The sequence below is a fragment of the Vibrio sinensis genome (genome assembly GCF_003605645.1).
Lineage (GTDB): Bacteria > Pseudomonadota > Gammaproteobacteria > Enterobacterales > Vibrionaceae > Vibrio > Vibrio sinensis.
Genome location: NZ_QVMU01000001.1, coordinates 494,638 through 516,540 on the forward strand (window position 1 = coordinate 494,638; position 21,903 = coordinate 516,540).

A 21,903-nucleotide genomic window follows, 5' to 3' on the forward strand; every position below is an offset into this window, starting at 1 on the left:
CACTTTCACATGACTTTTTTTTCAAAGGATGTCAGTTTCCTCAGACATAAAAAATGCCGCTATAAAAGCGGCATTTATTTAAACAACAGCGTTACCGATAAGGATATCGGATTAACAGCAATTATTTTGCAAATACGTCGGTAAAGTCACGTTTAAGAATTGGGTCGCGACGCGCTTTTTTGATTTGCTTAACCATGTCTTTAACACAGTTATGAAGCACTTGATCTAGAAGCTGTGAACGGTATTCACTTTTTTCTTCGTCAGTCATGCCCTCAGGTAATTTAATCGTTGGAAATTCTTCCATCACATTAACACCAGCGAATGCTTGGCTAACAGAAATTAGTGCATGAAATTGCTCAAAGTTATCTAGAACATTTTGCGCACTATTAGGAAGTGCATCCCAGTATTCACGTACAGAGTCTTCAGACACTTCGTGGATTGACGTTACCATGTTGTACATCGCTTCTGGTACACCATCAAACTCAATAACTTGGCGAAGCTCAGCTGAAACTGTCGCAAGATCGATTACAGTTTGTTCATTTTGATTAACGTCAGACATCGTATTTATCTCTAATTAGGTATTAAACGGCGCTATCCTAAAATGTCTACGATAAATGTCAACCTTAGTGGATGATTGTTATGGTCTGGAGTATGCTTAATAAGCAACTGGGCGATAACCTAATCAAATTATTTCAAAGGAATGCATGTGGAAGCGACAGAATCATCTATGAAAATTCTGCTGGTGGATGATGTTAAAATGGAACGTATTCATCTTGCTATTCGGCTTAAACAGCTGGGCCACTTGGTTGAACATGCTGAATCTGGTGCGCAAGCCTTGGCTGTTTACCCTGAGTTTTCCCCAGATTTGGTTCTTATGGATATTACGATGCCAGATATGAATGGTTTTGATGCATCAAGAGAAATTCGCCGACTTTACCCAGAAGAATGGATCCCGATCATTTTCCTTAGCGGCCATGATGAGCCCACTATGATTAAAGAAGCGATTGATGCTGGTGGCGACGATTACCTAATCAAACCTGTTAATCAGATCGTATTGAGTTCAAAGCTTACCGCGATGCAACGTATTGCTGAGATGCGTCATAAACTGCACCAACAAACAAAGGAATTGGAAAACGCAAACCTTCGTTTAGAGCAATTGGCCAAAGAAGATGGTTTAACAAAATTATTAAATCGACGAGCCGTCGACAAATACTTAAAAGATATGATCTCTATTCATGGGCGACATCAGTTACCGCTAAGTATCATTCTATTGGATGTCGATAACTTCAAAGCGTATAACGATAATTACGGTCATGTTGAAGGGGATAGATGTCTGGTTCTTATCGCTGAAATATTGATGGGATTGTTTGGCCGTAAAGGTGAAGTTGTTGGTCGTTATGGTGGTGAGGAATTTGTAGTTTTACTCGACCATACAGATTTGCACCAAGCAGAAATACACGCCAAGCGTATCAAATCTGAATTAGAACTGTTGTGTATTGAACATAAGTACAGCGATACGTCTCCTTGGGTGACTTTATCACAGGGCGTAATAAGTCCTTTGGTAAAAGGGTATGAATCTCCAGAAATTCTCTATAAGAAAGCAGACGACCTACTATATAAAGCAAAACATAAGGGAAAAAATTGCTTTGTGTTAGAAGAGTAATCAGAGATTAAAACCTATGTTAGCTCTTTGTACTAACGAATAAAAAAGTAGTGAGATAGGGATGTCGTTTCCAATTGAGAATGAATTATTAATCGATTGAAAGGCCAATGGTCTTTCTGTTCCTATTTAGCTTGGTATGGTCTTGTGAACAGCCGAATTTATCTCCCGCTAATTGTCTCATCTTTTGTGGTTATACCTAATGCAGGTAAAGCTCAAAGCAATCCAAATGTTCAACGCTATTTAGAACAAGCGTTTTCCGCTGCAGTTGTTATGACTGATAGCGATGTGTTGACGTTGGGAATTCAGGATTTCAACCCCAACGATTGGTTTGATCTCTCAGATGAAATTGGTAGTGAAGACTCCATAGAGTTGCGTCAACAAATTGCAGTCACAACCTTGCCATATACCTTTGAACTCTCTGATTCTGCTAGCCCTAAAAGGCATCAAATATTTACCCGAGCTTCAATTCTTGTGTCTCAACAAGATTATGAGATCGATGACAGCTATCAAGATGATTTTCAACGGGAATATATTCTTGGTGGGTTTGTCGCGTATCGATATATCAATAAAATTTCCGATAATTGGACTATCACGCCAGGAATAGGCACGCATCTGCAATACTTTCGCAATGAACACGAATATCGCAGTGAATTTTCGAACTCGATGGTTAAGCCTTTACTTGATGGTTTGATTTTTAACTCAAGCGCATGGGCTGTCTCAGTCGAACCACATATCACGGTTAATTATTTGCAACGAAAGGATTGGGGGAGCTGGGGAATAGAAAGCTCAGCGCATTACTTTTACGGTTTCGGAGGCGGAAGTGCCAACGAGGGAGAGATTGGTAATCCAGAGGGTTGGTATATCGCTAATGGCATCAGTCTTCGTTACAATGTCACGCAATGGAATCGAAGCTTGCAAACTATCTACACTAATTGGAGAAGAGTTGACCTGGGTGCAGACACTACTCAGCCACTTGGTACCCATTATTATTATGAGACATCGATTGGTTGGTTGATGACGCCGCCTTTTGAGTCCGATTGGATTGAGAACATCGGAATCGGTTTGAGTTTCAATTATGGCAGTGCCTTGAAAGGCGGTAGTATTGTTCTATTTTTCAATCAAGATTAGAGCATGTTGATGGCCTATCTCGCCACTATAACGATGTTTCTTCCCGAGTTCTTGGCTTGGTAAAGCGCACGGTCAGCCGCTTTCATTACTGATTCTGCGTTATTATGTCGACTGCTGTCAGCGACGCCGATACTGACGGTTAGATTTGCTGTTTTAGTATTGTCGATTGCGTTGATTGCAAGAACTCTATTTGCAAGGCTATCATTTTTTGAGCGTGATTTAATATCACGTAAAACTAAATCGTAATTGGCAATACTAGTGCGCAATTCATTGAGAAATAGGTACGCTTCATCTGATTCTTTTCGCTTAAAAATGATGGTGAACTCTTCACCCCCGTAACGGTAAACTCTCGCTCGTCCACCAACATCTTGAAGTTTCTTCGCTACTAATTTAAGAACGTCATCGCCAGTATCATGACCGTATGTGTCGTTAAATTGTTTAAAGTGGTCAATATCTACCATTGCGATCGAGTATCTACGTGACAGATGTTTTAAGTCTGACTCTAGAGCTAAACGACCAGGGACATTAGTAAGTCGGTCATTAAATGCTAGGGCATAGCTGGCTGAAAATAGATGTATGAGTATCAATGTAGCGCCAAGAATAAACAAAAAACTCGAAATAAATGGTAGGTGAAAGAACACAAAGGTAACCGAGGCGACTAAAATCGACGAATAGACGACCACATCAATAATACGATTGTCCATCAAAACGTAGATAGCACTGCAAAAACAAACCCCAACTAAATAGATGACCAGTACCCATGGGATCTGAGATACCGTGGGCATTATGTACATAAAGGTCTCTCGAAGCTCGCTAAACTGCGCTCTGTTGTAGTTTTCAATCACAAGATAACTTATCGCGACAATGAGTGACAATGTCACTAAAAACAAAAGATAGCTACGGCTGAAAACAGATCCATTATTGAAAGCGTACGTTAGTAAGCAGACAATAGGTAATAATGTAGCAAGTAGTGAAAATTCAATTAACGTTGTATCTGAGTCTAATGGTCCTAGCAGTCGATTTTGAATAATCCAATAAGTCAAAAAAAGCGCGGTTGAAACCATTGCGATTCGACATTGTTTAAAGGCGTGACTGATTAGTATTGATGAAAATAACAATACGTAAGGTAAATTAGTGATCGTGTCAGGATTATCTATTGTGAATGAAATGAGATGATTCATTCCAGACCAAAGAATTGTAATGAGCAATAAGGGAAACGTTAATCGAAACCAACTTGACGCAACCACAGAAAGAAACATTAACCAGCCTTCGCTTGAAATAAGAAACGATATTAAGATCGTTAAAGAATACTGCTATTTTAGCATTTTCCAAGCGATTTACTCGTGAAGGTCAAGAAAAACAATTAAGAGTATGAACTGCGCACAAGAATTAACTTTTTGTTGGGTTGGTAAAATTGCTTTTTTCTCTATACTCATGGTGTATTTACATGAACTGGGAGAAGTATTTATGCAAATTAGTGTCGATGTGCACAATTATATGGAAACGCTAGTCGGTCAAGTATTAGAGCAAGATGAATACAGAGATCAGTTTTCCCTTGAACAGTTAGCCGATCTTGCTTGTTTAGCGCTGAATCAAACACGCCCAGTTTATATTCGCCACGATATCGATTTCCTTGCCGCATTAAGTGAGAGCCGTTTACTGAAACTAAAGCAATCGGCCGAAACAGCGGTTATCGCCGCGAAATCATTAGTGTTAAATGATCGCCGTTCTGCAAGAGAGGAGGAAGTACCAACCGTATTTAATCACTCCGGTTATGATGAAGAATCAGAGCTTGAGTGGTTCGAAAAACCAATATTGCCTAAATCTTAATCGTTTATTTATTGTGCTTGTTGATTTAATGTTTAATGATCAAGTAAAGATCGCTCCCATTGATAATTTCGAGTAATTTAATAGCAGAACGTCAAATCAATTAAGGAGAACATTTTGGGGTTATTCTCGAGACTTTTCGGTACAAAAAGTAAAGAAAGTACAACTCAATGTATTGAACCAATCGAATATAAAGGCTTTTTGATCTATCCAGAGGCTCTAAGCGAATCTGGGCAATACCGTATAGCGGGCAGAATAGAGCGCCTTATTAATGATGAATTAAAAAGCCACCGTTTTATTCGCTCAGATGTACTTTCAAATGAACAAGATGCCAATGATTTCATGTTAAAGAAAGCACAACTCTACATTGATCAGATGAACGGTAGTATTTTTGATTGAATATGGCCTAATTTGATAAGTGTCATAAAAAAATGAGCCATTAGTCGTTATGCTGATGGCTCATTTTTTGTCTAACTATAATTACTTGTTTTGCTTTCACTTTTGCTTTCTGGTTCGACCTCCGCGCAGTATGTTAGTTGTTGTTTCTTTATGTCCAGAAATGCAAAATTATTCATTTCATACGAGTAGATATAAAATCCCTTATGTTTTTTTATAACAAAACACTTGAATTTTATACACACGTTAGATAAAAACAGAATAATCATTGTGCCAATAGTCAAGGAATAGCTATGCAAATTGGTGTGCCAAAAGAAATACTCGCTGGAGAAACGCGAGTTGCTGCATCACCTAAATCGGTTGAGCAGTTAATAAAACTGGGTTTCGATGTTGTTGTCGAAAGTCATGCAGGGGATCTCGCAAGTTTTGATGATGCCTCGTTTATTGAGGCTGGAGCAAAAGTACTGGCTAAAGATGAAGTCTGGAATTCAGATGTCATCTTGAAAGTTAATGCCCCTCAATTTGATGCTGACAAGGGAATTGATGAGCTCGCTCTAATAAAAGATGGGGCAACCTTAGTTAGCTTCATTTGGCCAGCACAGCAAGCTGAATTGCTTGAGCGTCTTACGACCAAAAACATCACGGTTATGGCGATGGATTCAGTGCCGAGGATTTCTCGTGCTCAGTCATTGGACGCTCTTTCGTCAATGGCTAACATTGCAGGTTATCGTTCTGTTGTTGAAGCTGCACACGAGTTCGGTCGTTTCTTTACAGGACAAATCACTGCCGCAGGTAAAGTTCCGCCAGCAAAAGTCTTTGTTGCTGGTGCCGGAGTTGCGGGCTTGGCCGCTATTGGTGCAGCAGGCAGTCTTGGTGCGATTGTTCGCGCATTTGACGTACGCCCTGAAGTAAAAGAGCAAGTTCAGTCTATGGGCGCAGAGTTTTTGGAAGTCGATTTCCAAGAAAACTCAGGTTCAGGCGACGGCTATGCGAAAGAGATGTCTGATGATTTCAACAAGAAAGCTGCTGAGCTTTATGCCGAACAAGCAAAAGATGTTGATATCATCATTACGACAGCACTGATTCCAGGACGTCCTGCACCAAAGCTAGTTACCAAAGAAATGGTAGACAGCATGAAAGCGGGTAGTGTTATTGTCGATCTAGCAGCAGCTAACGGTGGTAACTGTGAATACACTGTTGCGGACAAAGTCATCACAACGCCAAATGGTGTAAAAGTGATTGGCTATACAGATATGGTTGGGCGTTTACCAACACAATCATCTCAACTTTATGCGACTAACCTTGTCAACTTACTCAAACTATTGTGTAAAGAGAAAGACGGTACGATCACCATCGATTTTGATGATGTGGTTGTTCGTGGTGTTACTGTGGTTAAAGATGGTGAGTTGACTTGGCCAGCACCACCGATTCAGGTTTCAGCACAACCTGAGCAAAAACCAGCAGCTCAACCGAAAGGACCTGCGAAGAAAGTTGATGAACCGATTTCGCCGAAGAAAAAAATAGCGGCACTCGCTATCGGTTTATGTGCATTTGGCTGGATTGCCTCTGTTGCTCCTGCCGCATTCTTAGCTCATTTCACGGTATTTGTCTTAGCATGTGTTGTTGGCTATTACGTTGTATGGAATGTAAGCCATTCGCTACACACTCCGTTGATGTCAGTAACAAACGCAATTTCCGGCATCATTGTGGTTGGTGCATTATTGCAGATTGGTCAAGGTAATGGGGTGGTGACATTCTTGTCATTCATCGCCGTCCTCATTGCAAGTATCAACATTTTTGGCGGATTCACCGTCACCAAGCGCATGCTTGAAATGTTCCGTAAAGATAAGTAGGAGTAACAGGGATGTCTGCAGGACTAGTACAAGCAGCTTACATTGTTGCTGCTGTTTTCTTTATTATGAGCCTAGCTGGTTTGTCAAAGCAGGAGTCTGCTCGCGCAGGTAACTACTATGGCATTGCGGGTATGGCAATCGCGTTATTCGCTACGATCTTCAACCCAGAAGCAAGCGGTACAGTTTGGGTTATTATTGCAATGGTAATCGGTGGTTCTATTGGTATTTTCTATGCTAAGAAAGTAGAAATGACCGAGATGCCAGAGCTCGTTGCGATTTTACACAGCTTTGTAGGTATGGCTGCAGTTTTAGTGGGTTTCAATAGTTATATTGACGCTCCAGAAGCAGCAACTCACGCTGAACACGTGATCCATCTTGTCGAAGTGTTCTTGGGTGTGTTCATCGGTGCCGTGACATTTACCGGTTCAATTGTTGCGTTTGGTAAGCTACGTGGTGTTATTTCATCATCAGCATTAAACCTACCACACAAACACAAGATGAACTTGGCTGCGATTGTTGTATCAACATTGCTTATGATCTACTTCGTCAACGCTGATGGCAGTATGTTTGCCCTGATTGTGATGACGTTAATTGCTTTCGTTTTTGGTTACCACCTTGTGGCTTCTATCGGCGGTGCTGATATGCCAGTTGTGGTTTCAATGCTGAACTCTTACTCAGGTTGGGCAGCAGCAGCAGCTGGTTTCATGCTAGCGAACGATCTTCTGATCGTAACGGGTGCATTAGTTGGTTCATCAGGTGCGATTCTTTCTTACATCATGTGTAAAGCTATGAACCGTTCGTTCATCAGTGTTATTGCTGGCGGCTTTGGACAAGAAGTGGTGATTTCAAGTGATGAAGAATACGGTGAGCACCGCGAAACTAACGCTGAAGATGTAGCTGACATGCTGAAAAATGCGAAATCAGTAATCATCACACCGGGATACGGTATGGCGGTAGCGCAAGCTCAATACCCAGTTCATGAAATCACGGAAAAACTTCGTGCTCAAGGTGTTGATGTTCGATTTGGTATCCACCCAGTAGCAGGGCGATTACCTGGACACATGAACGTGTTACTTGCGGAAGCAAAAGTACCTTACGATATCGTGTTAGAGATGGATGAAATCAACGATGATTTCCCTGAAACTGACGTTGTATTGGTCATTGGTGCTAATGACACAGTAAACCCAGCAGCCCTTGAAGACCCAAATAGTCCAATCGCTGGTATGCCAGTATTGGAAGTTTGGAACGCGAAAGATGTAATCGTATTCAAACGCTCAATGAATACGGGTTACGCTGGTGTTCAAAACCCATTGTTCTTCAAAGAGAATACTCAAATGCTATTTGGTGATGCGAAAGAGAGTGTAGACGCTATTTCCAAAGCACTGTAAACTTACAGACTGTAAAGAAGCCAGCAAAGTGCTGGCTTCTTTTATTTAACAACGAAATACATAATTGACAGCAATATCACAATGGTTATGAATAAATTATGCATAATCGTTTGTCCATACATTCTTTTTTGATTGAACTCTTTACCTTTGATTAGAACGGCATTAACACGACTGACGCTAATATTAGCGGCCATAACATTTAACGCTAACGCCGATTCTTTACCCGAGCGAATCGATCGCTTTATCGATCTTTTCGAACCGTCAGAGTCATTGGTTTCCTACGACATTCGAATACTTCAATCAGACTATCCTACGCGATTGATTACCCCAGAATCGATGCTGCCTCAAACGTCGTCTTATCCATTACAAGACATTCAACGTTTGTATCAACTCGCTTCGACCTGTACGGGAAAACTACCTCTTAGCCCTTTAGTGACCGAACCACTCGTTTTTACGCGAACAATGTGTAAAGGTGGCAAGTTAAGCATGCAGTGGTTTGCACGCAGTGGTCATATTCACCCAGGTGGTGGTACGTATGCTAATCGTTATATTGTTTCTCATCCCGAGTTACGAGATAAGCTCGAACAATATATGCACATCAAAGAACGTCCGCTTGCTGAGCGAGAGTCGCTGCTTGGACGTTTACAGAGAATGGATGAAGAAACCATCCTTGCTTTGATTTCTGGGGCATCAATGTTCCTAGAGGAAGAAGAGCTATGGTTAAGGCAAAATGATAGTTATTTTGTTTATCCTAAGTCGGTTTGGAAAAGCAACGTAACAAAAGCAGGATTGAGCGTGAGACTGAATCGAGATTCGGCATCGTGCTTTGTTCAGCGCGGGAACTTATGTTGGGACGTAGAAGACCACTCAGATGTTCTACGGATCACCATGGTCGTTCTCGTTATTGCCAATATTTTATTGGTCATTGGTTGGTCGCTCTATCGCTGGAACGCAAAGCGAAATGAAATGCGTAGTCGTATGCTTGTCTTGCAAATTTTGACGCACGAACTTCGTACACCGATTGCGAGTTTATCTCTCACCGTTGAGGGTTTCAGACGTGAATTCGAACGTTTACCTGAAACCGTTTATGATGAGTTTCGCCGTTTGTGTGAAGATTCACGAAGATTGCGTCAACTTGCTGAAGCGAGTAAAGACTACCTGCAATCGGAAAACAAACCACTCGCGACAGACTGGGTTCCATCTGTCCAAGAATGGCTCGAATATAAAGTTGAAGAAGAATTTGATAATCAAGTTCATTTTCAACTTAATGAAGACATCGCAGCTAAGTTAAATGTTTACTGGCTAGGAACATGCATAGATAACTTAATCAGAAATGCGATAAAATACGGAGTAGCTCCCGTAACGCTTGACGTTGAAACGTCGAAAAATAAAATTATTGTAAAAGTTCTAGACCAAGGTGAGTTAAGCCATAAAGACTGGCGACATTTGCGTAAACCATTTGTGAGTAAGAGTGGGCTTGGTTTAGGATTAACTATCGTTGAATCAATGGTAGGTAGAATGGGCGGAAAAATGCGCCTAGTCGGCCCACCAACGACGTTTATTTTGGAGATACCTTGTGAAACAGACACTGCTTCTCGTTGAAGATGATAAAAACCTAGCTGATGGACTATTAGTAAGCTTAGAACAAGCGGGATATGAGTGCTTTCATTCAGAAACAATTGCCGATGTAGCTCAGTATTGGGACAAAGCGGATCTTGTTATTCTTGATCGCCAATTGCCTGATGGTGACTCCGTACAACACTTGAGTGACTGGAAAAACATTAAAGATGTTCCTGTCATCCTTTTAACGGCAATGGTCACTGTAAAAGATAAAGTGATGGGTCTTGATGCGGGTGCAAATGATTATTTAACCAAACCATTTGCTGAAGCTGAGCTGTTTGCGCGCATTCGAGCGCAATTACGTGCTCCGGATGTTGATGAGCAAGATGAAAGCAAAGTTAAAACGGAACATTTAGTGATTGATAAAAGTACTCGCGAAGTCTTTTTTAATGATGAAATGATTACGTTAACTCGAACTGAATTCGATTTACTCCTTTTCTTGGCAAGTAACTTAGGCCGAGTTTTCACGCGTGATGAACTGTTAGACCATGTTTGGGGTTACAACCATTTTCCTACCACACGCACAGTGGATACTCACGTATTGCAATTACGACAAAAACTACCTGGTTTAGAGATCGAAACGCTGCGTGGTGTTGGTTACAAAATGAAAGCCTAATGAGAGCACATTATTGGCTAATTGGTGCACTTTTTAGTGCACCAACTTTTGCCACAACGCCCACTTGGTTTGAAGGTAACTCGCCATTAATCCAAGCGCATAAGCATTTATTAACTAATGATTTAGCAGCAATGTTTGCGTCATTGGTTGAAGCTTGGCAGCTTGAGAAAAATGCCACAATTACCCCGCATTTAAATGAGCTGTTTCTACAATCGTTACAAGTTGATTGTGGGAAGGGCTTAGACAACCGTGCATTCCCAGATTGGATTCGTGGGGTCACAATCCGTAATACGGAGATCCAAAGCCCAGGACGTGATGCATACAGAGTGGTTGTAGAACTCAATTCCAGCAAAGAGATTGGTGATATTAACTTAACTCGTTGGGTAGCTAAGACAGTTTCCAATGATGATGTGCTGATTAAAAGTCAACCACAAAACAATAGTGATATTATCTCTTATACCAAGCGATATAACTTAAATAACCGCTTGCCGATTGGGTTGTATCGTATTGATGTGACAGCGACCGATCAAACCTCTTGGAGTGCGTGGCTTGTTCTTGGTGAAAGCAAAACCAATATGGTTGTTCGTTGGCGTTCGAAAGATCGGTGGAAAATCGATAAAACGGCATTACCTAATCCCCATTGTCCGCTCCCTAAATTAAATGCATCGCTCTACGATTATGTAGATGGTACATATAATCAAGAATGGACTGAAACCTATGAATCTGATTATCCTACATCATTGAAAACTGGCACAGTTCCACCGGGACGATATGTTCTTGCCGTCTCAATGACGCATCAACGTTGGCAAGGGCCGCTAATTGTTGAACAATCGCAAATAATTAGTAAAACATATGACGTTTCAGTAGAGGAATAAGTCAAGATAATAGACAATAGCGCGTTATTACTCATGTAAATTATTGATAAATAAATTAGATATGAAAAACGCTATCAAATTACTCCCGTTGTCTATTGTGTTCGCTACATCTACTTCTTTTGCCGCCAACTATGCTGTTGAAGCTCGCGGTGATGCAATGGGTGGTGTTGGCGTTGTTTCAGCTAACTTTCTTACCGCGCCTTTCTATAACCCGGCAATCACCGCCATCTATCGACGCAATGATGATGTTGGGATGATCACGCCGAGTTTTGGTATTTCATTTAATGATGAAGGCCAAATGATCGATGATTTAGACAGAGCACAAAACCTCATTAACTCACAAAATCCAGCAAACATTGGCGAACTGCAAACGACGCTCGATAGTTTGCAGGGTGATAAGTTCAAAATGGAAATGGGTGGAGTGGTTGCTTTTGCTATTCCAAACCAGTTCATCGCCGCGAATGCCTTTGGTAAGCTTTATACCGAATCGTTTGTGACACCAGACATTGCTACAGGCAGTACGAACGCAGATCCAAACGCAAGAACATTGGAAAATGCAGCAAACAGTAAAGTAAATGCCGTATCTATCGGTGTTGCAGAAGCTGGTATCTCACTCGCTAAATACCAAACCTTTTTAGGTCAGCATATTTCATATGGTATTACGCCAAAACTTCAGCGCATTTACACGTACGTCTATCAAGCTAACCTCTCAAATTACGATTTTTCTGACGTACGCGAAAATGGTCAAGCAGAAACCATGTTGAACTTTGATGCGGGTTTTTTATGGTTCCACGGTCCATTCCGAGTTGGTATTGCCGGTACAAACCTAATTGCTCGCGATATTGAAACGAAAAGCGTTAATTCGATTTCTTATGCGTATGAACTCAGCCCACAATATACAGTCGGCGCGGGAATCGTTGCTGACTATTTCACTTTCAGCGTAGATTACGATCTTAAAGAAGAAGAACGTTTCACTACGTTTGACGATAATGTTCAGATGTTTCGTGCTGGTGCTGAACTTGATCTACTTCGACAACTAAAATTACGCGCAGGTTGGAAACGTAATCTTGCTTATGAAAACTCAGAAGATACCTTAACGGCGGGTATCGGACTTTCACCTCTTAATTTATTCCAACTTGATATTGGTGCGAGTTACACCAACGAAAATTCAATGGGTGCTTACATTAACTTCTTAGGTAGTTACTAGTTAAAACGGTAGTCATAACCGAAGAATAGTAATATAGTCGGCTCCTTAATCGTAAGGAGCCTTTTTTATGTTAGATGATATTTCTCTTAGTCATAGTGAACAGCAAGTAGCTGTCGAAAAAATTCAAAAGCTTATGACTGAAGGCATCAGTACGGCACAAGCCATCCAAATCGTCTCAAGTGAGATTCGTGCTGCCGCAGCAGCAAAACGCGAAGCTGAACAAAATGCTGAGCTAGACGAAGACGAATAAATCACAACATTTTCTCTGATTCAGTGATAACAAGATAAAATCAAGAGACACCAATAAAAGGGCAGGGAACTGCTCTTTTTACTTTATTAGTAATGCACTATAACACTACACATTGGTGTTATATATCGTGCACACCATAACTAGTCCCCCTCAAAAACGCTTTCCCAAGACGTAATTCACTAAAATTAACTACCAAGAATAATGCTCATATTTTGCTTATAATCGTTATATTTCAGTGTATTACTGCGATATTTTATGCTACAAGCTAATTATTGAGAGTATGTTTTGTAATTTTATTACAAAACGGCAAATTACCAGAAATAATGGTAGTGAAAGCAACTGCTTCGTGACGTTGTCACGCATGTGGCAGAATTTCGTTTCGATATTCGTTTATGTTCCTAGTATTGGTTATTAGCAAAAACAATGCTTAGTGACATTGTCACTAAATACCAGTTAAATTTGGCGAATGGATTTGCTTGTTTTGGTTAATCGTCAATAATTATCTATAACGACATTAAAGCGATTCGTAATGACAAACCAAAATGAGGGATTAATGGTTATGGCAACAGAAATTGATGTTTCGAATATCTATGGAAAAATTCAGCTTGTCGGTACAGCTCCAGACTTTAAAGTGAAAGTCGTCAGTGCATTTGCAGATCTAGATGTAAAAGAAGTGAATGCTTTCGCGAACAGTGAAGGTAAGTGGAAGTTCGTTAATACATCGCCAGACTATCGAGTCATGTTTGTCACAAGTGCACATGACTTCACCATTAGATTCGTAAGTTGATTGGAAGTTGGACGGCTTGCCTTTTATCCATGGCACTTAAGTGACCACGTAACCAACTTGTCCATTGGCATTCATCGTATGTTAGGCGAAAGAATCTATTAATTAGGGTTTAACTAACGACCACTGGGTGTGGTTGTTGGTCGATAGCGACGTCATGACAGCGAATGTCATCGGACAAGTAACTAAGAGATTTGGTGATGAGGATCTTTTCAGCCATGGGATTGATTTGGTAAGAACCCGAAAGCCAACGCTTAACAGTTGTTTTCCTGACGTAAAGCTATTCAGTACCAGCAGCAACATTTGGGAAGAAACATCAGGTTAGGTCCTTAAAGCCAAATAACGTTTTAAGTTTAGGAGGACATTTTAAAGCTTCTCATACCGAACATTACGATATAGGAACCATAATCTCAGTGCGCATTATGTATATTATGTTAAATCAGGCATAGGTAATCAAAGAGTTTTATTGCCTACTCTCGTTACAGTGACTGAATTGGAGCATTTGATTAAACATAACTGTATTTACCATAAAATACCTAATAGTCAGTTTGATAATGGAATTAACAAACTGACTATTGAGGATTAACCGCCAGCGAGTTTTACGGTGTAATTCTTTTTCTCTAAGTGTGCTTTGATTTTATCTCGTGCATCACCTTGGATTTCAATTGCACCATCTTTAACTGAACCACCACAGCCACAAACTTTCTTAAGTTCCGCTGCGAGTAATTTTAATGGTGCGTCATCGAGATCTAGACCCGTGACAATGCAAACGCCTTTGCCTTTACGACCTTTGGTTTGACGAGAGATGCGAACGATGCCGTCACCTTTTTCACGTTGTGGTTGTGACTCTTCAGGTTTGATTCGACCTGTTTCTGTTGAATATACAAGTGTCATATCTATTACTTACTATTTTGTTCCGCTTTCTGCTTCGCGATCAGAAACGCTTCAATGTGTTTTCGAATCGCCATTTTACCACCCTTTATCAACCGACCGTTAAACAAACAATACCAACCATTTGTTTCACCAGTGTCATTTTTCAACACATAGCCGTTGAAGTTTTCGTGTGTAGGCTTAGCTGCTACATTCCGTTTACCGGCAAGAGATTGAAATTCTTTAGGATCGATGATTGTTGCCGTATCACAGAACCAATCAATACTCTTTTTCAACGCAGTCATATTGCCAGATAAAAGCTTATTTTTTATCTGCACCTGCCAAACGTCGGTTGAATTACCAACTGTTTTTAGGGGGAATCCTCGATATGTTGCTAGCGCCATATTGTCGTTCATTCCTAATATGTATTTAATTTTATAATAATTGTATATTGTGGGTAATCAAGTATATTCATCATAATTAGTGGTTTAGCAGCATATTTCTATGAAAAAAAACGTCAGAGTCATCGAAAACAAGGTGACAATTTCGAAATATCTATTTGAATTTCGAAACCTTGTTTCAATTGAACAGATGGACATGTTGCTCGACCATCACTATTCGCTCAACTCATTAAAAGCAATGACAAAAGATTGGAATTTGTTTGTCGAGTTTTGTAAATCCAAATCGGTATTGGCCATCCCCGCTTCTTCTGCCGCGGTTCGCTTGTTTCTTGAAAAAGAAGCGAACCAACGTAAATATGCCACGATTCGGCGCTATGCCTTGACGATAGGTTTAATTCATCGAGTAACCTCACAACAAGATGTTATACAAACACCCATCATTCAAACTACACTAACGAATATCCGTACAACAAAATATGGTGATGCTAAGCAAACAGAAGCCTTTGAAATTACTCATTTAAATCGACTCAATGCATTGCTTCCAAAACAACCAACGTTAATTGAGCTGCGCAATATTGCTATTTATAACATCATGTTTGAATGTGCATTAAAACGCTCGGAATTAAAGCACCTAAAACACGCTGATATAGAAATCCAAGATGAACGTTATTATGTATTTATCGGCCAAGATCGCTACGCACTGAGCGCTCAATGTAGTGAATATTTACGTATGTGGTTGTTACATCAGAATGGCCTATCCGAGTATCTATTTAATGCGGTTGATAAGCATGGTTATATAAGTGATCAACCACTAGATGATTCTTCGATATTTAGAATACTCAAAGGTGCGAGTGAGAAATTAAACTTAGATGTGGCATTTTCTGGACAGTCATTACGTGTAGGTGCGGTAAAAGCGATGGCGGATGATGGACTTAACGCGCGAGAAATTCAAATATTTGGCCGTTGGCTCAGCCCAGTTATGCCCTATCAGTATATTGCTAATAAGGCACAAGCTGAGGCTGGGAAGTTACAATTTATCCGTCTTCGTCATTTTAAATATTAAGCTTCAATTGAGCTGAATACGCATGACGCTAGGAATTCATGAAACTTATGCCCATTATGTTCTAGCATTTTCGGGAACATAGAGATCGGCGTCATACCTGGGAATGTGTTGACTTCGTTGAGGTAAATTTGCCCATCTTGAGTCAAAAAGAAATCAATTCGCGACAAATGTCTTAAACGCATCTGAGTAAATACTTTTCTTGATGCTGATTGAATTAATGCAATTTGCTCTTCGGTCAAGTTAACTGCTTCGATATCAGTCGTCGAATGGCTGCTCGCACTGTATTTCTCTTCATATGAATAGAATGCATCGCCGGGCGCTTTTACTTCGCCAGGTTTGGAGATCTGTAGTTCACCATTTAATTCATACGCAGCGACTTCAAGTTCACGTGGTTGAACCGCTTGTTCTACTAATACTTGGTCGGAATAACCAAAAGCATCATTCAACGCAGATTGAAGCTGAGACTCTTCCGTTACCTTGTAACACCCAACTGAAGAACCTTGACGCGCCGCTTTAACAAATACACTTCCCCATTGTTCAAATGCTTCACGTGCTCTATTCAAGCTATCTAGACTATTTTCTGATAGGAACAGGTATGGTGTGTTAGCGATACCAATCGCGTCATACCATAGCTTCGATGTGATTTTGTTGAAGCTATTGCTGCTTGCTTCAGGTCCACAACCTAAATATGGAATGCCAGAAAGCTCTAACATTGACTGAATGTCACCGGTTTCACCAGGGAAGCCGTGAATACATGGAACAACGAAATCAATTTTCGTTGAGTCCGTTGCTGAGTTTAAACAACCACTGTTGGTGTCTAAACACATCAATTGGTTTTCTTCGTTGTACCAACCGTCTTGCTTCATTTCAACGCGAATAACCGTAAATTCAGGCGTGAGTTTCAATTGAGATTGGATAAAGTTTGCTGATAGCAATGAAACTTCGTGCTCTGACGAACCGCCGCCACAGAGTAGAAGGATAGTCGTATTTTTCATTAGAGGATCTTTCCGTGATACAACAGAATTATTAGTGACTCGATAATAATAAAAACTGAGCGAACTTACACTGGGCAAACTAGCTAAATTTACCAATTCCTGACTGTTCGATGCTTTTATAAGCACAAAAAAAGGGGCTAAGCCCCTTTTTCTAGTTTAGTTTGTTTAGTGCTGGATATTGCGAGTTTTTGATTGAATCAATACTCTTTACAAAAGGTTTTAAATTTTGGAACTCAGTTGGTAGTTGAGCAATTGCCTTTTTCGCATCAACTTTCGTTGCGTAATCACCGTACAGCACTGTATACCACTTAGTGCCGTTCACAACTTTGTAGTTTTCCCAAATCGGCTGACCTGAAGCTGGCAAGTTGCGAGCAAAGTGATCAACTTTTGTTTGAGTACCTACAGCGACAACTTGAATCGTGTAACCAAATCGTGCCGCGGTTTGTTCATTTTGACTTGGCGGAACAATCGTTACTGCAGGTTTTGTTTGTGGTTTAACTTCAGGTGTCACTGGCTCAACATTACTTTCAACGACTTCAGTCACAACGGTTTCCGTCATGATTGGTTGTTCAACATTTGCGACCTTGTAATCTTCACGATAAGTTTCAGACGTTACTTCTGTTACGTAGTCACTAGATACACACGCAGAGAGCAGTACAGATAAGCTAACGATTGCTATTTTTTTCATGAAATTTTCAAATGCCTTTATGGGAAATTACTGTAAATCATGCCGTTAGATAGCGATAGAATCAAGCGGCCTGTGAATTATATTTTTCAACCGATGTGACATGAAACACAATCTACGCTTAGGGTTGAGAGACTCGTATAAAACTTAGACAAATTAATCTGCAAAATTTGGAGTGCTCCGTTACGATTAGAGTCAAATTAGATGGGAAGTCGACGTATGAGCAATCTAAGTAATTTTTTAAAACCTAAATCCGTTGCGGTTATTGGGGCTTCAATAAAGCCACTTAGAGCTGGCAACATAGTCATGAAAAATTTATTACAGGGCGGGTTTAACGGCGCAATCATGCCAGTTACTCCAAAGTACAGTTCTGTATGTGGTGTACTCGCTTATCCTAGTATCGACTCACTCCCCATCATTCCCGATGTTGCAGTGCTTTGCACAAACGCTTCTCGAAACATATCGCTGTTCCAACAACTTGCCGAAAAAGGCGTTAAGTCCGTGATTGTTTTGTCTTCGGATATGCACTTTTTGGGCATCGATGAAATCGAGCTTCAAGATACTTGTTTGGCAATTGCCAGAGATGCTGGGATGCGCGTTTTGGGCCCCAATAGTTTAGGGATGATTCTTCCTTGGCATAATTTTAATGCTTCGTTCTCTCCTGTAACGGCTCAAGCTGGTCAGATTGCGTTTATTTCTCAATCTGCGGCTATGTGCACGACAATTCTTGATTGGGCAAACGACAAGAATATCGGGTTTTCCGCCTTTATTTCCTTAGGTAATGCCATTGATATCGATTTTGCCGATCTACTTGATTATTTAAGTACCGATAGTCATACCCAAGCGATACTTTTGTACGTAGACACAATAAAAGATGCAAGGCGTTTTATGTCGGCGGCAAGAGCGGCATCTCGAAATCGCCGAATTTTGGTACTTAAAGGCGGTCGTACTCAAGCTGGGCGACTCGCAGCTAAAGCTCACACGGGCGGCAACGATACTTTAGATCTGATTTATGATTCCGCTATTCGCCGTACTGGTATGCTACGAGTTAATAACTCCCACGAGTTATTTGCAGCCGTAGAAACACTGACCCACTCAGTACCTTTGCGTGGCGAGCGGCTTGCAATTATTACTAATGGTGGTGGCCCAGCAATAATGGCGGTTGATACCCTTCTTGAAAGAGGTGGAAAACTGGCGCAGTTAGATGAAGAGCTCATGGAAAAGCTCAGTGAAGAACTGCCCACTAGTTGGAGTCATAATAACCCTATTGATATGATGGGTGACGCCGACCATTCTCGTTACGTCGCGACCATTAATGCACTGATGGACAGTGATTGCGCTGATGCTATTTTAATTATGCACAGTCCCTCGGCTATTGCTCTTTCAGAAGAAACAGCACAAGCCATTGTGGACGCGGTGCACGCTCATCCAAGAAAAAAACGCTTCAACATCTTAACCAATTGGTCTGGTGAATTAACGGCAAAACCAGCTCGACAGATTTTCACTCAAGCTGGTATTCCAACCTATCGAACACCAGAAAGTGCTGTTGTTGCATTTATGCACCTTGTGGAGTATCGACGTAATCAAAAACAACTCATGGAAACCCCAACAACTGCTGAACCGGTTCACGTTTCCGAACTTCAAAGTGCCAAAAAATGGGTTGAAGAAAAACTACTGGATAAATATACAGTCAATTTAGATACTCACCAAATTGGGCACTTTTTGACGAGTTTTAACTTCAAAATCCTTCCAACTTGGATTGCATCCGACAGTAGCGAAGCGGTACATATTGCTGAGGAAATTGGATATCCAGTCGCTGTAAAGCTTCGTTCTCCTGATATACCTCATAAGTCCGATGTTCAAGGTGTAATGCTTAACCTACGCAATAGTAACGAAGTTGCCGCGGCGTCTCAGGCCATTTTGGACCGTACCCAACTGTCATTCCCATCCGCTCACATTCATGGATTATTAGTTCAGGGAATGGCCAAACTTGCTGGCGGTGAAGAACTGAGAATTAAAGTCAAAAGCGATGAAACATTTGGCCCAATAATCCTATTAGGCCAAGGGGGTTCTGAATGGGATGAAGCATTAGATGCAGCGTCGGCTTTACCACCGTTAAACATGACTTTGGCGCGGTATTTGATTATTCGTGCCATTAAAGGCGGTAAGATTAGGCCGCAAAAACTGCCAGAGCCTATGGATATTGACGGGTTGTCAGAAGTACTCGTTAGAATTTCACAAATGATAGTTAACTGCCCGCAGGTGCATGAACTGGATATCCATCCACTACTTGCAAATGGCAAAGAGTTTACCATCATCGATGCTGATTTAACGCTTCGTCGCTACACTGGTGACGCTCAACAACGTTTGGCTATTCGCCCTTATCCAAGTGAATACGAGGAAGAAACCCAGCTTAAATCCGGGGAAATCGTGATGATTCGCCCTATTCTTCCTGAAGATGAACCCCTTCATGCCGGCTTTATTCATAACGTTTCTAAAGAAGATCTATACAAACGATTCTTTACCGAAATCGGCGAATTCAATCACGAGGCCCTAGCTAATTTGACTCAGATTGATTACGACAGAGAAATGGCATTTGTCGCAGTTCGCCAATCTATTGATGGTAACCAAATCATCGGCGTGTCACGGGCACTGATCAATCATGACAATACAGATGCTGAATTCGCGATTCTAATACGCTCAGATCTTAAAGGGTGCGGATTGGGAAAAATTTTGATGAGTAAAATCATCACCTATTGCCAAGCAAAAGGCACTCTGCAAATGTCAGGCATGACGATGCCAACCAATCGAGGAATGCTCATGTTGGCACAAAGCCTTGGTTTTAAACTTGAGGTGTCATTTGAAGATGGAACTGCGGATATGGTTCTTCCGATGACCGAACATTCATCGGATAGTAACTAAGTGGGTTAAGCTCGTTATTAAATCAATAGTTCAGCAGCATAACGACACTATTTATGCTGCTGATTTAATTTTCTGTCTTTTGTTTATCGCTATTTTAATTTCCAGTTACGTTTCAAATACTGAATGCACCAAGATTTAGCTTCACCTATCTGGTTTCGTTTCCAAGCCATAATGACATCAACAGAGCGTATTTCAGTGGAAGCAATTTGCTTTAGTGCGCCAGATTTGATCAGTTCGTTGGCAATCGTGGTCGGTAAAGTTCCTATACCGAGCCCTGCTTTCAACGCTTCGATTTTTGCCGGTAAATTTGTCACCGTTAATCGTGGTTGTTTTTGCAAAATATTAATACTAATGGCAGGTTGCTCTCGAGCCGTATCGGCAATGGCAATTACGCGATACTTTTCTCTGGCAGCTTCGTCGAATTCACCGTTACGTTTGTGCACATAATGATCAGATGCGGCAACCCAAACCATTGATATTTTGCCGATTACTTCTGATTTTACGTCCAACGGTAGGTTATCTAACTTAGGACAGACTAATAAATCGGCACGACCATTCTCAAGTGATTCCCAGCACCCGGCTAGTATCTCTTCTTGCAAACGAACTCTGGTACTGCTTACATTACCGAGCGCTTCCACCATGGGAAAAAAGTTCTCAACCGCGATAACACCATCAAATGCTAAGGTGACGTCCAACTCCCAACCATTGGCTAACAAACTTGCATCATGCACGAGTTTTTCTGTGGCGCTTAAGATGGTGCGGCCCCGCTCAAGTATCAATTTCCCAGATTCAGTAAATACCGCTTTGTGCCCAGAACGGTCAAAAATCATGATATCAAGATCTTGTTCTAGCTTTTGTATTTGATAGCTCAAAGATGATGGTGCTCGATTGAGTTCATTTGCAGCAGCAGCAAAACTACCACGACGATCAATAGCATCCAATATGTGCAGAGCTTCCAATGTAATCGGACTTTGCAATGACGACTCCTTGTACTAATTAGTTCGTTCTTTTAATGGGTAGCATCGATACTGACACAAACTTTAACAATGATAACAGTTAGCAATAATCGTCTAACGTTAAGGTGATTTGATAAAGGAAACGCTAAAAAGAAACTATCCAAAAAGCAAAAAGCCAGCATGCTTGCCGGCTTATCTATCTGCTGTATTCAAAATGCTTCATTCAAAAAGTAAGAAAAATTGGGTGAATGAAGATTATTTTGAACTAGCCATCTCTTTTTTAACCATAATGGCAGCTGCCACGATGAAAGCAATGATTAGACCTAGTTCCATTAATTCCCCCTGCTGTTTACGCGTATAAGTCAAGATATTTAGCGCAGTCATTGTAACAGTAACAAAATTTC

At 40.9% G+C, this 21,903-nt stretch carries 21 protein-coding genes; 14 read left to right on the plus strand and 7 right to left on the minus strand.

Annotation, left to right across the window (positions count from 1 at the left end):
• Nucleotides 1-121: 121 nt before the first annotated feature.
• Entirely contained in the window at nucleotides 122-559 is a 438-nt protein-coding gene (locus DZ860_RS02005) for a DUF3069 domain-containing protein (RefSeq protein WP_120029233.1), read from the minus strand.
• Nucleotides 560-706: 147 nt separating this feature from the next.
• On the opposite strand from DZ860_RS02005, the gene DZ860_RS02010 reads away from it, so the two are divergent.
• Nucleotides 707-1,663 (plus strand): GGDEF domain-containing response regulator, encoded by a 957-nt coding sequence (locus DZ860_RS02010; protein ID WP_439333091.1) that lies wholly within the window; start codon nucleotides 707-709, stop codon nucleotides 1,661-1,663.
• A 144-nt stretch (nucleotides 1,664-1,807) separates the two neighbouring features.
• Nucleotides 1,808-2,791: a Solitary outer membrane autotransporter beta-barrel domain gene (locus DZ860_RS02015; RefSeq protein WP_243641788.1), complete on the plus strand. Its 984-nt coding sequence runs from the start codon at nucleotides 1,808-1,810 to the stop codon at nucleotides 2,789-2,791.
• A gap of 14 nt (nucleotides 2,792-2,805) precedes the next feature.
• Here the strand turns inward: DZ860_RS02015 and DZ860_RS02020 are convergent, their stop codons facing one another.
• Nucleotides 2,806-3,972 (minus strand): GGDEF domain-containing protein, encoded by a 1,167-nt coding sequence (locus DZ860_RS02020; protein WP_341537388.1) that lies wholly within the window; start codon nucleotides 3,970-3,972, stop codon nucleotides 2,806-2,808.
• A gap of 286 nt (nucleotides 3,973-4,258) precedes the next feature.
• Between DZ860_RS02020 and DZ860_RS02025 the strand changes: the two genes are divergently transcribed.
• From DZ860_RS02025 to DZ860_RS02070, 10 genes are all read left to right on the plus strand, one after another.
• Nucleotides 4,259-4,621, plus strand: coding sequence for a late competence development ComFB family protein (locus tag DZ860_RS02025; RefSeq protein ID WP_120029538.1), 363 nt, complete (start codon nucleotides 4,259-4,261; stop codon nucleotides 4,619-4,621).
• Between the two features lie 114 nt (nucleotides 4,622-4,735).
• Nucleotides 4,736-5,017: an HlyU family transcriptional regulator gene (locus DZ860_RS02030; protein ID WP_120029235.1), complete on the plus strand. Its 282-nt coding sequence runs from the start codon at nucleotides 4,736-4,738 to the stop codon at nucleotides 5,015-5,017.
• A gap of 290 nt (nucleotides 5,018-5,307) precedes the next feature.
• Nucleotides 5,308-6,867: a Re/Si-specific NAD(P)(+) transhydrogenase subunit alpha gene (locus DZ860_RS02035; protein ID WP_120029236.1), complete on the plus strand. Its 1,560-nt coding sequence runs from the start codon at nucleotides 5,308-5,310 to the stop codon at nucleotides 6,865-6,867.
• Between the two features lie 11 nt (nucleotides 6,868-6,878).
• Nucleotides 6,879-8,255, plus strand: a complete 1,377-nt coding sequence (gene pntB, locus DZ860_RS02040) for a Re/Si-specific NAD(P)(+) transhydrogenase subunit beta (RefSeq protein WP_120029237.1) — start codon at nucleotides 6,879-6,881, stop codon at nucleotides 8,253-8,255.
• A gap of 147 nt (nucleotides 8,256-8,402) precedes the next feature.
• A complete protein-coding gene (gene vxrA / locus DZ860_RS02045; RefSeq protein ID WP_120029238.1) occupies nucleotides 8,403-9,857 on the plus strand; it encodes a sensor histidine kinase VxrA in 1,455 nt (484 codons plus the stop codon).
• Nucleotides 9,832-10,491: a response regulator transcription factor VxrB gene (gene vxrB / locus DZ860_RS02050; RefSeq protein WP_120029239.1), complete on the plus strand. Its 660-nt coding sequence runs from the start codon at nucleotides 9,832-9,834 to the stop codon at nucleotides 10,489-10,491. Before vxrA ends, vxrB begins: the two co-directional genes overlap by 26 nt.
• Complete coding sequence (locus DZ860_RS02055) at nucleotides 10,491-11,366, plus strand: DUF2861 family protein (RefSeq protein ID WP_120029240.1); 876 nt, start codon at nucleotides 10,491-10,493, stop codon at nucleotides 11,364-11,366. The genes vxrB and DZ860_RS02055 overlap by 1 nt, the downstream gene beginning before the upstream one ends.
• Nucleotides 11,367-11,427: 61 nt before the next feature.
• Nucleotides 11,428-12,573: a conjugal transfer protein TraF gene (locus DZ860_RS02060; RefSeq protein ID WP_120029241.1), complete on the plus strand. Its 1,146-nt coding sequence runs from the start codon at nucleotides 11,428-11,430 to the stop codon at nucleotides 12,571-12,573.
• A 67-nt stretch (nucleotides 12,574-12,640) separates the two neighbouring features.
• On the plus strand, nucleotides 12,641-12,823 hold the full coding sequence (locus tag DZ860_RS02065; protein ID WP_120029242.1) for a YoaH family protein: 183 nt from the start codon (nucleotides 12,641-12,643) through the stop codon (nucleotides 12,821-12,823).
• Between the two features lie 529 nt (nucleotides 12,824-13,352).
• A complete protein-coding gene (locus DZ860_RS02070) occupies nucleotides 13,353-13,610 on the plus strand; it encodes a 7(1) septoil knot domain-containing protein (RefSeq protein ID WP_120029243.1) in 258 nt (85 codons plus the stop codon).
• Nucleotides 13,611-14,189: 579 nt separating this feature from the next.
• On the opposite strand, the gene yciH is transcribed toward DZ860_RS02070, so the two are convergent.
• Both yciH and DZ860_RS02080 read right to left on the minus strand, forming a co-directional pair.
• Nucleotides 14,190-14,501 carry a stress response translation initiation inhibitor YciH gene (gene yciH / locus DZ860_RS02075; protein WP_120029244.1) on the minus strand — a complete coding sequence of 104 codons (312 nt, stop codon included), beginning with the start codon at nucleotides 14,499-14,501 and terminating at the stop codon, nucleotides 14,190-14,192.
• A 5-nt stretch (nucleotides 14,502-14,506) separates the two neighbouring features.
• Complete coding sequence (locus DZ860_RS02080; RefSeq protein WP_120029245.1) at nucleotides 14,507-14,881, minus strand: DUF3319 domain-containing protein; 375 nt, start codon at nucleotides 14,879-14,881, stop codon at nucleotides 14,507-14,509.
• A 100-nt stretch (nucleotides 14,882-14,981) separates the two neighbouring features.
• Here DZ860_RS02080 and DZ860_RS02085 point away from each other — a divergent pair, with 100 nt between their 5' ends.
• Entirely contained in the window at nucleotides 14,982-15,941 is a 960-nt protein-coding gene (locus DZ860_RS02085; RefSeq protein ID WP_120029246.1) for a site-specific integrase, read from the plus strand.
• Here DZ860_RS02085 and DZ860_RS02090 read toward each other — a convergent pair.
• Nucleotides 15,938-16,936 carry a D-alanine--D-alanine ligase gene (locus DZ860_RS02090; protein ID WP_120029247.1) on the minus strand — a complete coding sequence of 333 codons (999 nt, stop codon included), beginning with the start codon at nucleotides 16,934-16,936 and terminating at the stop codon, nucleotides 15,938-15,940. The two genes, DZ860_RS02085 and DZ860_RS02090, sit on opposite strands and share 4 nt — an antisense overlap.
• A 151-nt stretch (nucleotides 16,937-17,087) precedes the next feature.
• Nucleotides 17,088-17,624 (minus strand): SPOR domain-containing protein, encoded by a 537-nt coding sequence (locus DZ860_RS02095; protein ID WP_120029248.1) that lies wholly within the window; start codon nucleotides 17,622-17,624, stop codon nucleotides 17,088-17,090.
• A gap of 216 nt (nucleotides 17,625-17,840) precedes the next feature.
• Here DZ860_RS02095 and DZ860_RS02100 point away from each other — a divergent pair, with 216 nt between their 5' ends.
• Nucleotides 17,841-20,543 carry a bifunctional acetate--CoA ligase family protein/GNAT family N-acetyltransferase gene (locus DZ860_RS02100; RefSeq protein ID WP_120029539.1) on the plus strand — a complete coding sequence of 901 codons (2,703 nt, stop codon included), beginning with the start codon at nucleotides 17,841-17,843 and terminating at the stop codon, nucleotides 20,541-20,543.
• 89 nt (nucleotides 20,544-20,632) lie between these two features.
• On the opposite strand, the gene DZ860_RS02105 is transcribed toward DZ860_RS02100, so the two are convergent.
• Nucleotides 20,633-21,520 carry a LysR family transcriptional regulator gene (locus DZ860_RS02105; RefSeq protein WP_120029249.1) on the minus strand — a complete coding sequence of 296 codons (888 nt, stop codon included), beginning with the start codon at nucleotides 21,518-21,520 and terminating at the stop codon, nucleotides 20,633-20,635.
• Between the last annotated feature and the right edge of the window lie 383 nt (nucleotides 21,521-21,903).

Bases quoted from the DNA above. Each gene is read 5' to 3' on its own strand.
- DZ860_RS02100 (WP_120029539.1), top strand. From the start codon at position 17,841: ATGAGCAATCTAAGTAATTTTTTAAAACCTAAATCCGTTGCGGTTATT.
- DZ860_RS02055 (WP_120029240.1), top strand. From the start codon at position 10,491: ATGAGAGCACATTATTGGCTAATTGGTGCACTTTTTAGTGCACCAACT.
- DZ860_RS02020 (WP_341537388.1), bottom strand. From the start codon at position 3,972: ATGAATCATCTCATTTCATTCACAATAGATAATCCTGACACGATCACT.
- DZ860_RS02085 (WP_120029246.1), top strand. From the start codon at position 14,982: ATGAAAAAAAACGTCAGAGTCATCGAAAACAAGGTGACAATTTCGAAA.
- DZ860_RS02035 (WP_120029236.1), top strand. From the start codon at position 5,308: ATGCAAATTGGTGTGCCAAAAGAAATACTCGCTGGAGAAACGCGAGTT.
- DZ860_RS02080 (WP_120029245.1), bottom strand. From the start codon at position 14,881: ATGGCGCTAGCAACATATCGAGGATTCCCCCTAAAAACAGTTGGTAAT.
- yciH (WP_120029244.1), bottom strand. From the start codon at position 14,501: ATGACACTTGTATATTCAACAGAAACAGGTCGAATCAAACCTGAAGAG.
- DZ860_RS02065 (WP_120029242.1), top strand. From the start codon at position 12,641: ATGTTAGATGATATTTCTCTTAGTCATAGTGAACAGCAAGTAGCTGTC.
- DZ860_RS02090 (WP_120029247.1), bottom strand. From the start codon at position 16,936: ATGAAAAATACGACTATCCTTCTACTCTGTGGCGGCGGTTCGTCAGAG.
- DZ860_RS02005 (WP_120029233.1), bottom strand. From the start codon at position 559: ATGTCTGACGTTAATCAAAATGAACAAACTGTAATCGATCTTGCGACA.
- pntB (WP_120029237.1), top strand. From the start codon at position 6,879: ATGTCTGCAGGACTAGTACAAGCAGCTTACATTGTTGCTGCTGTTTTC.
- DZ860_RS02025 (WP_120029538.1), top strand. From the start codon at position 4,259: ATGCAAATTAGTGTCGATGTGCACAATTATATGGAAACGCTAGTCGGT.
- DZ860_RS02060 (WP_120029241.1), top strand. From the start codon at position 11,428: ATGAAAAACGCTATCAAATTACTCCCGTTGTCTATTGTGTTCGCTACA.
- DZ860_RS02095 (WP_120029248.1), bottom strand. From the start codon at position 17,624: ATGAAAAAAATAGCAATCGTTAGCTTATCTGTACTGCTCTCTGCGTGT.
- DZ860_RS02070 (WP_120029243.1), top strand. From the start codon at position 13,353: ATGACAAACCAAAATGAGGGATTAATGGTTATGGCAACAGAAATTGAT.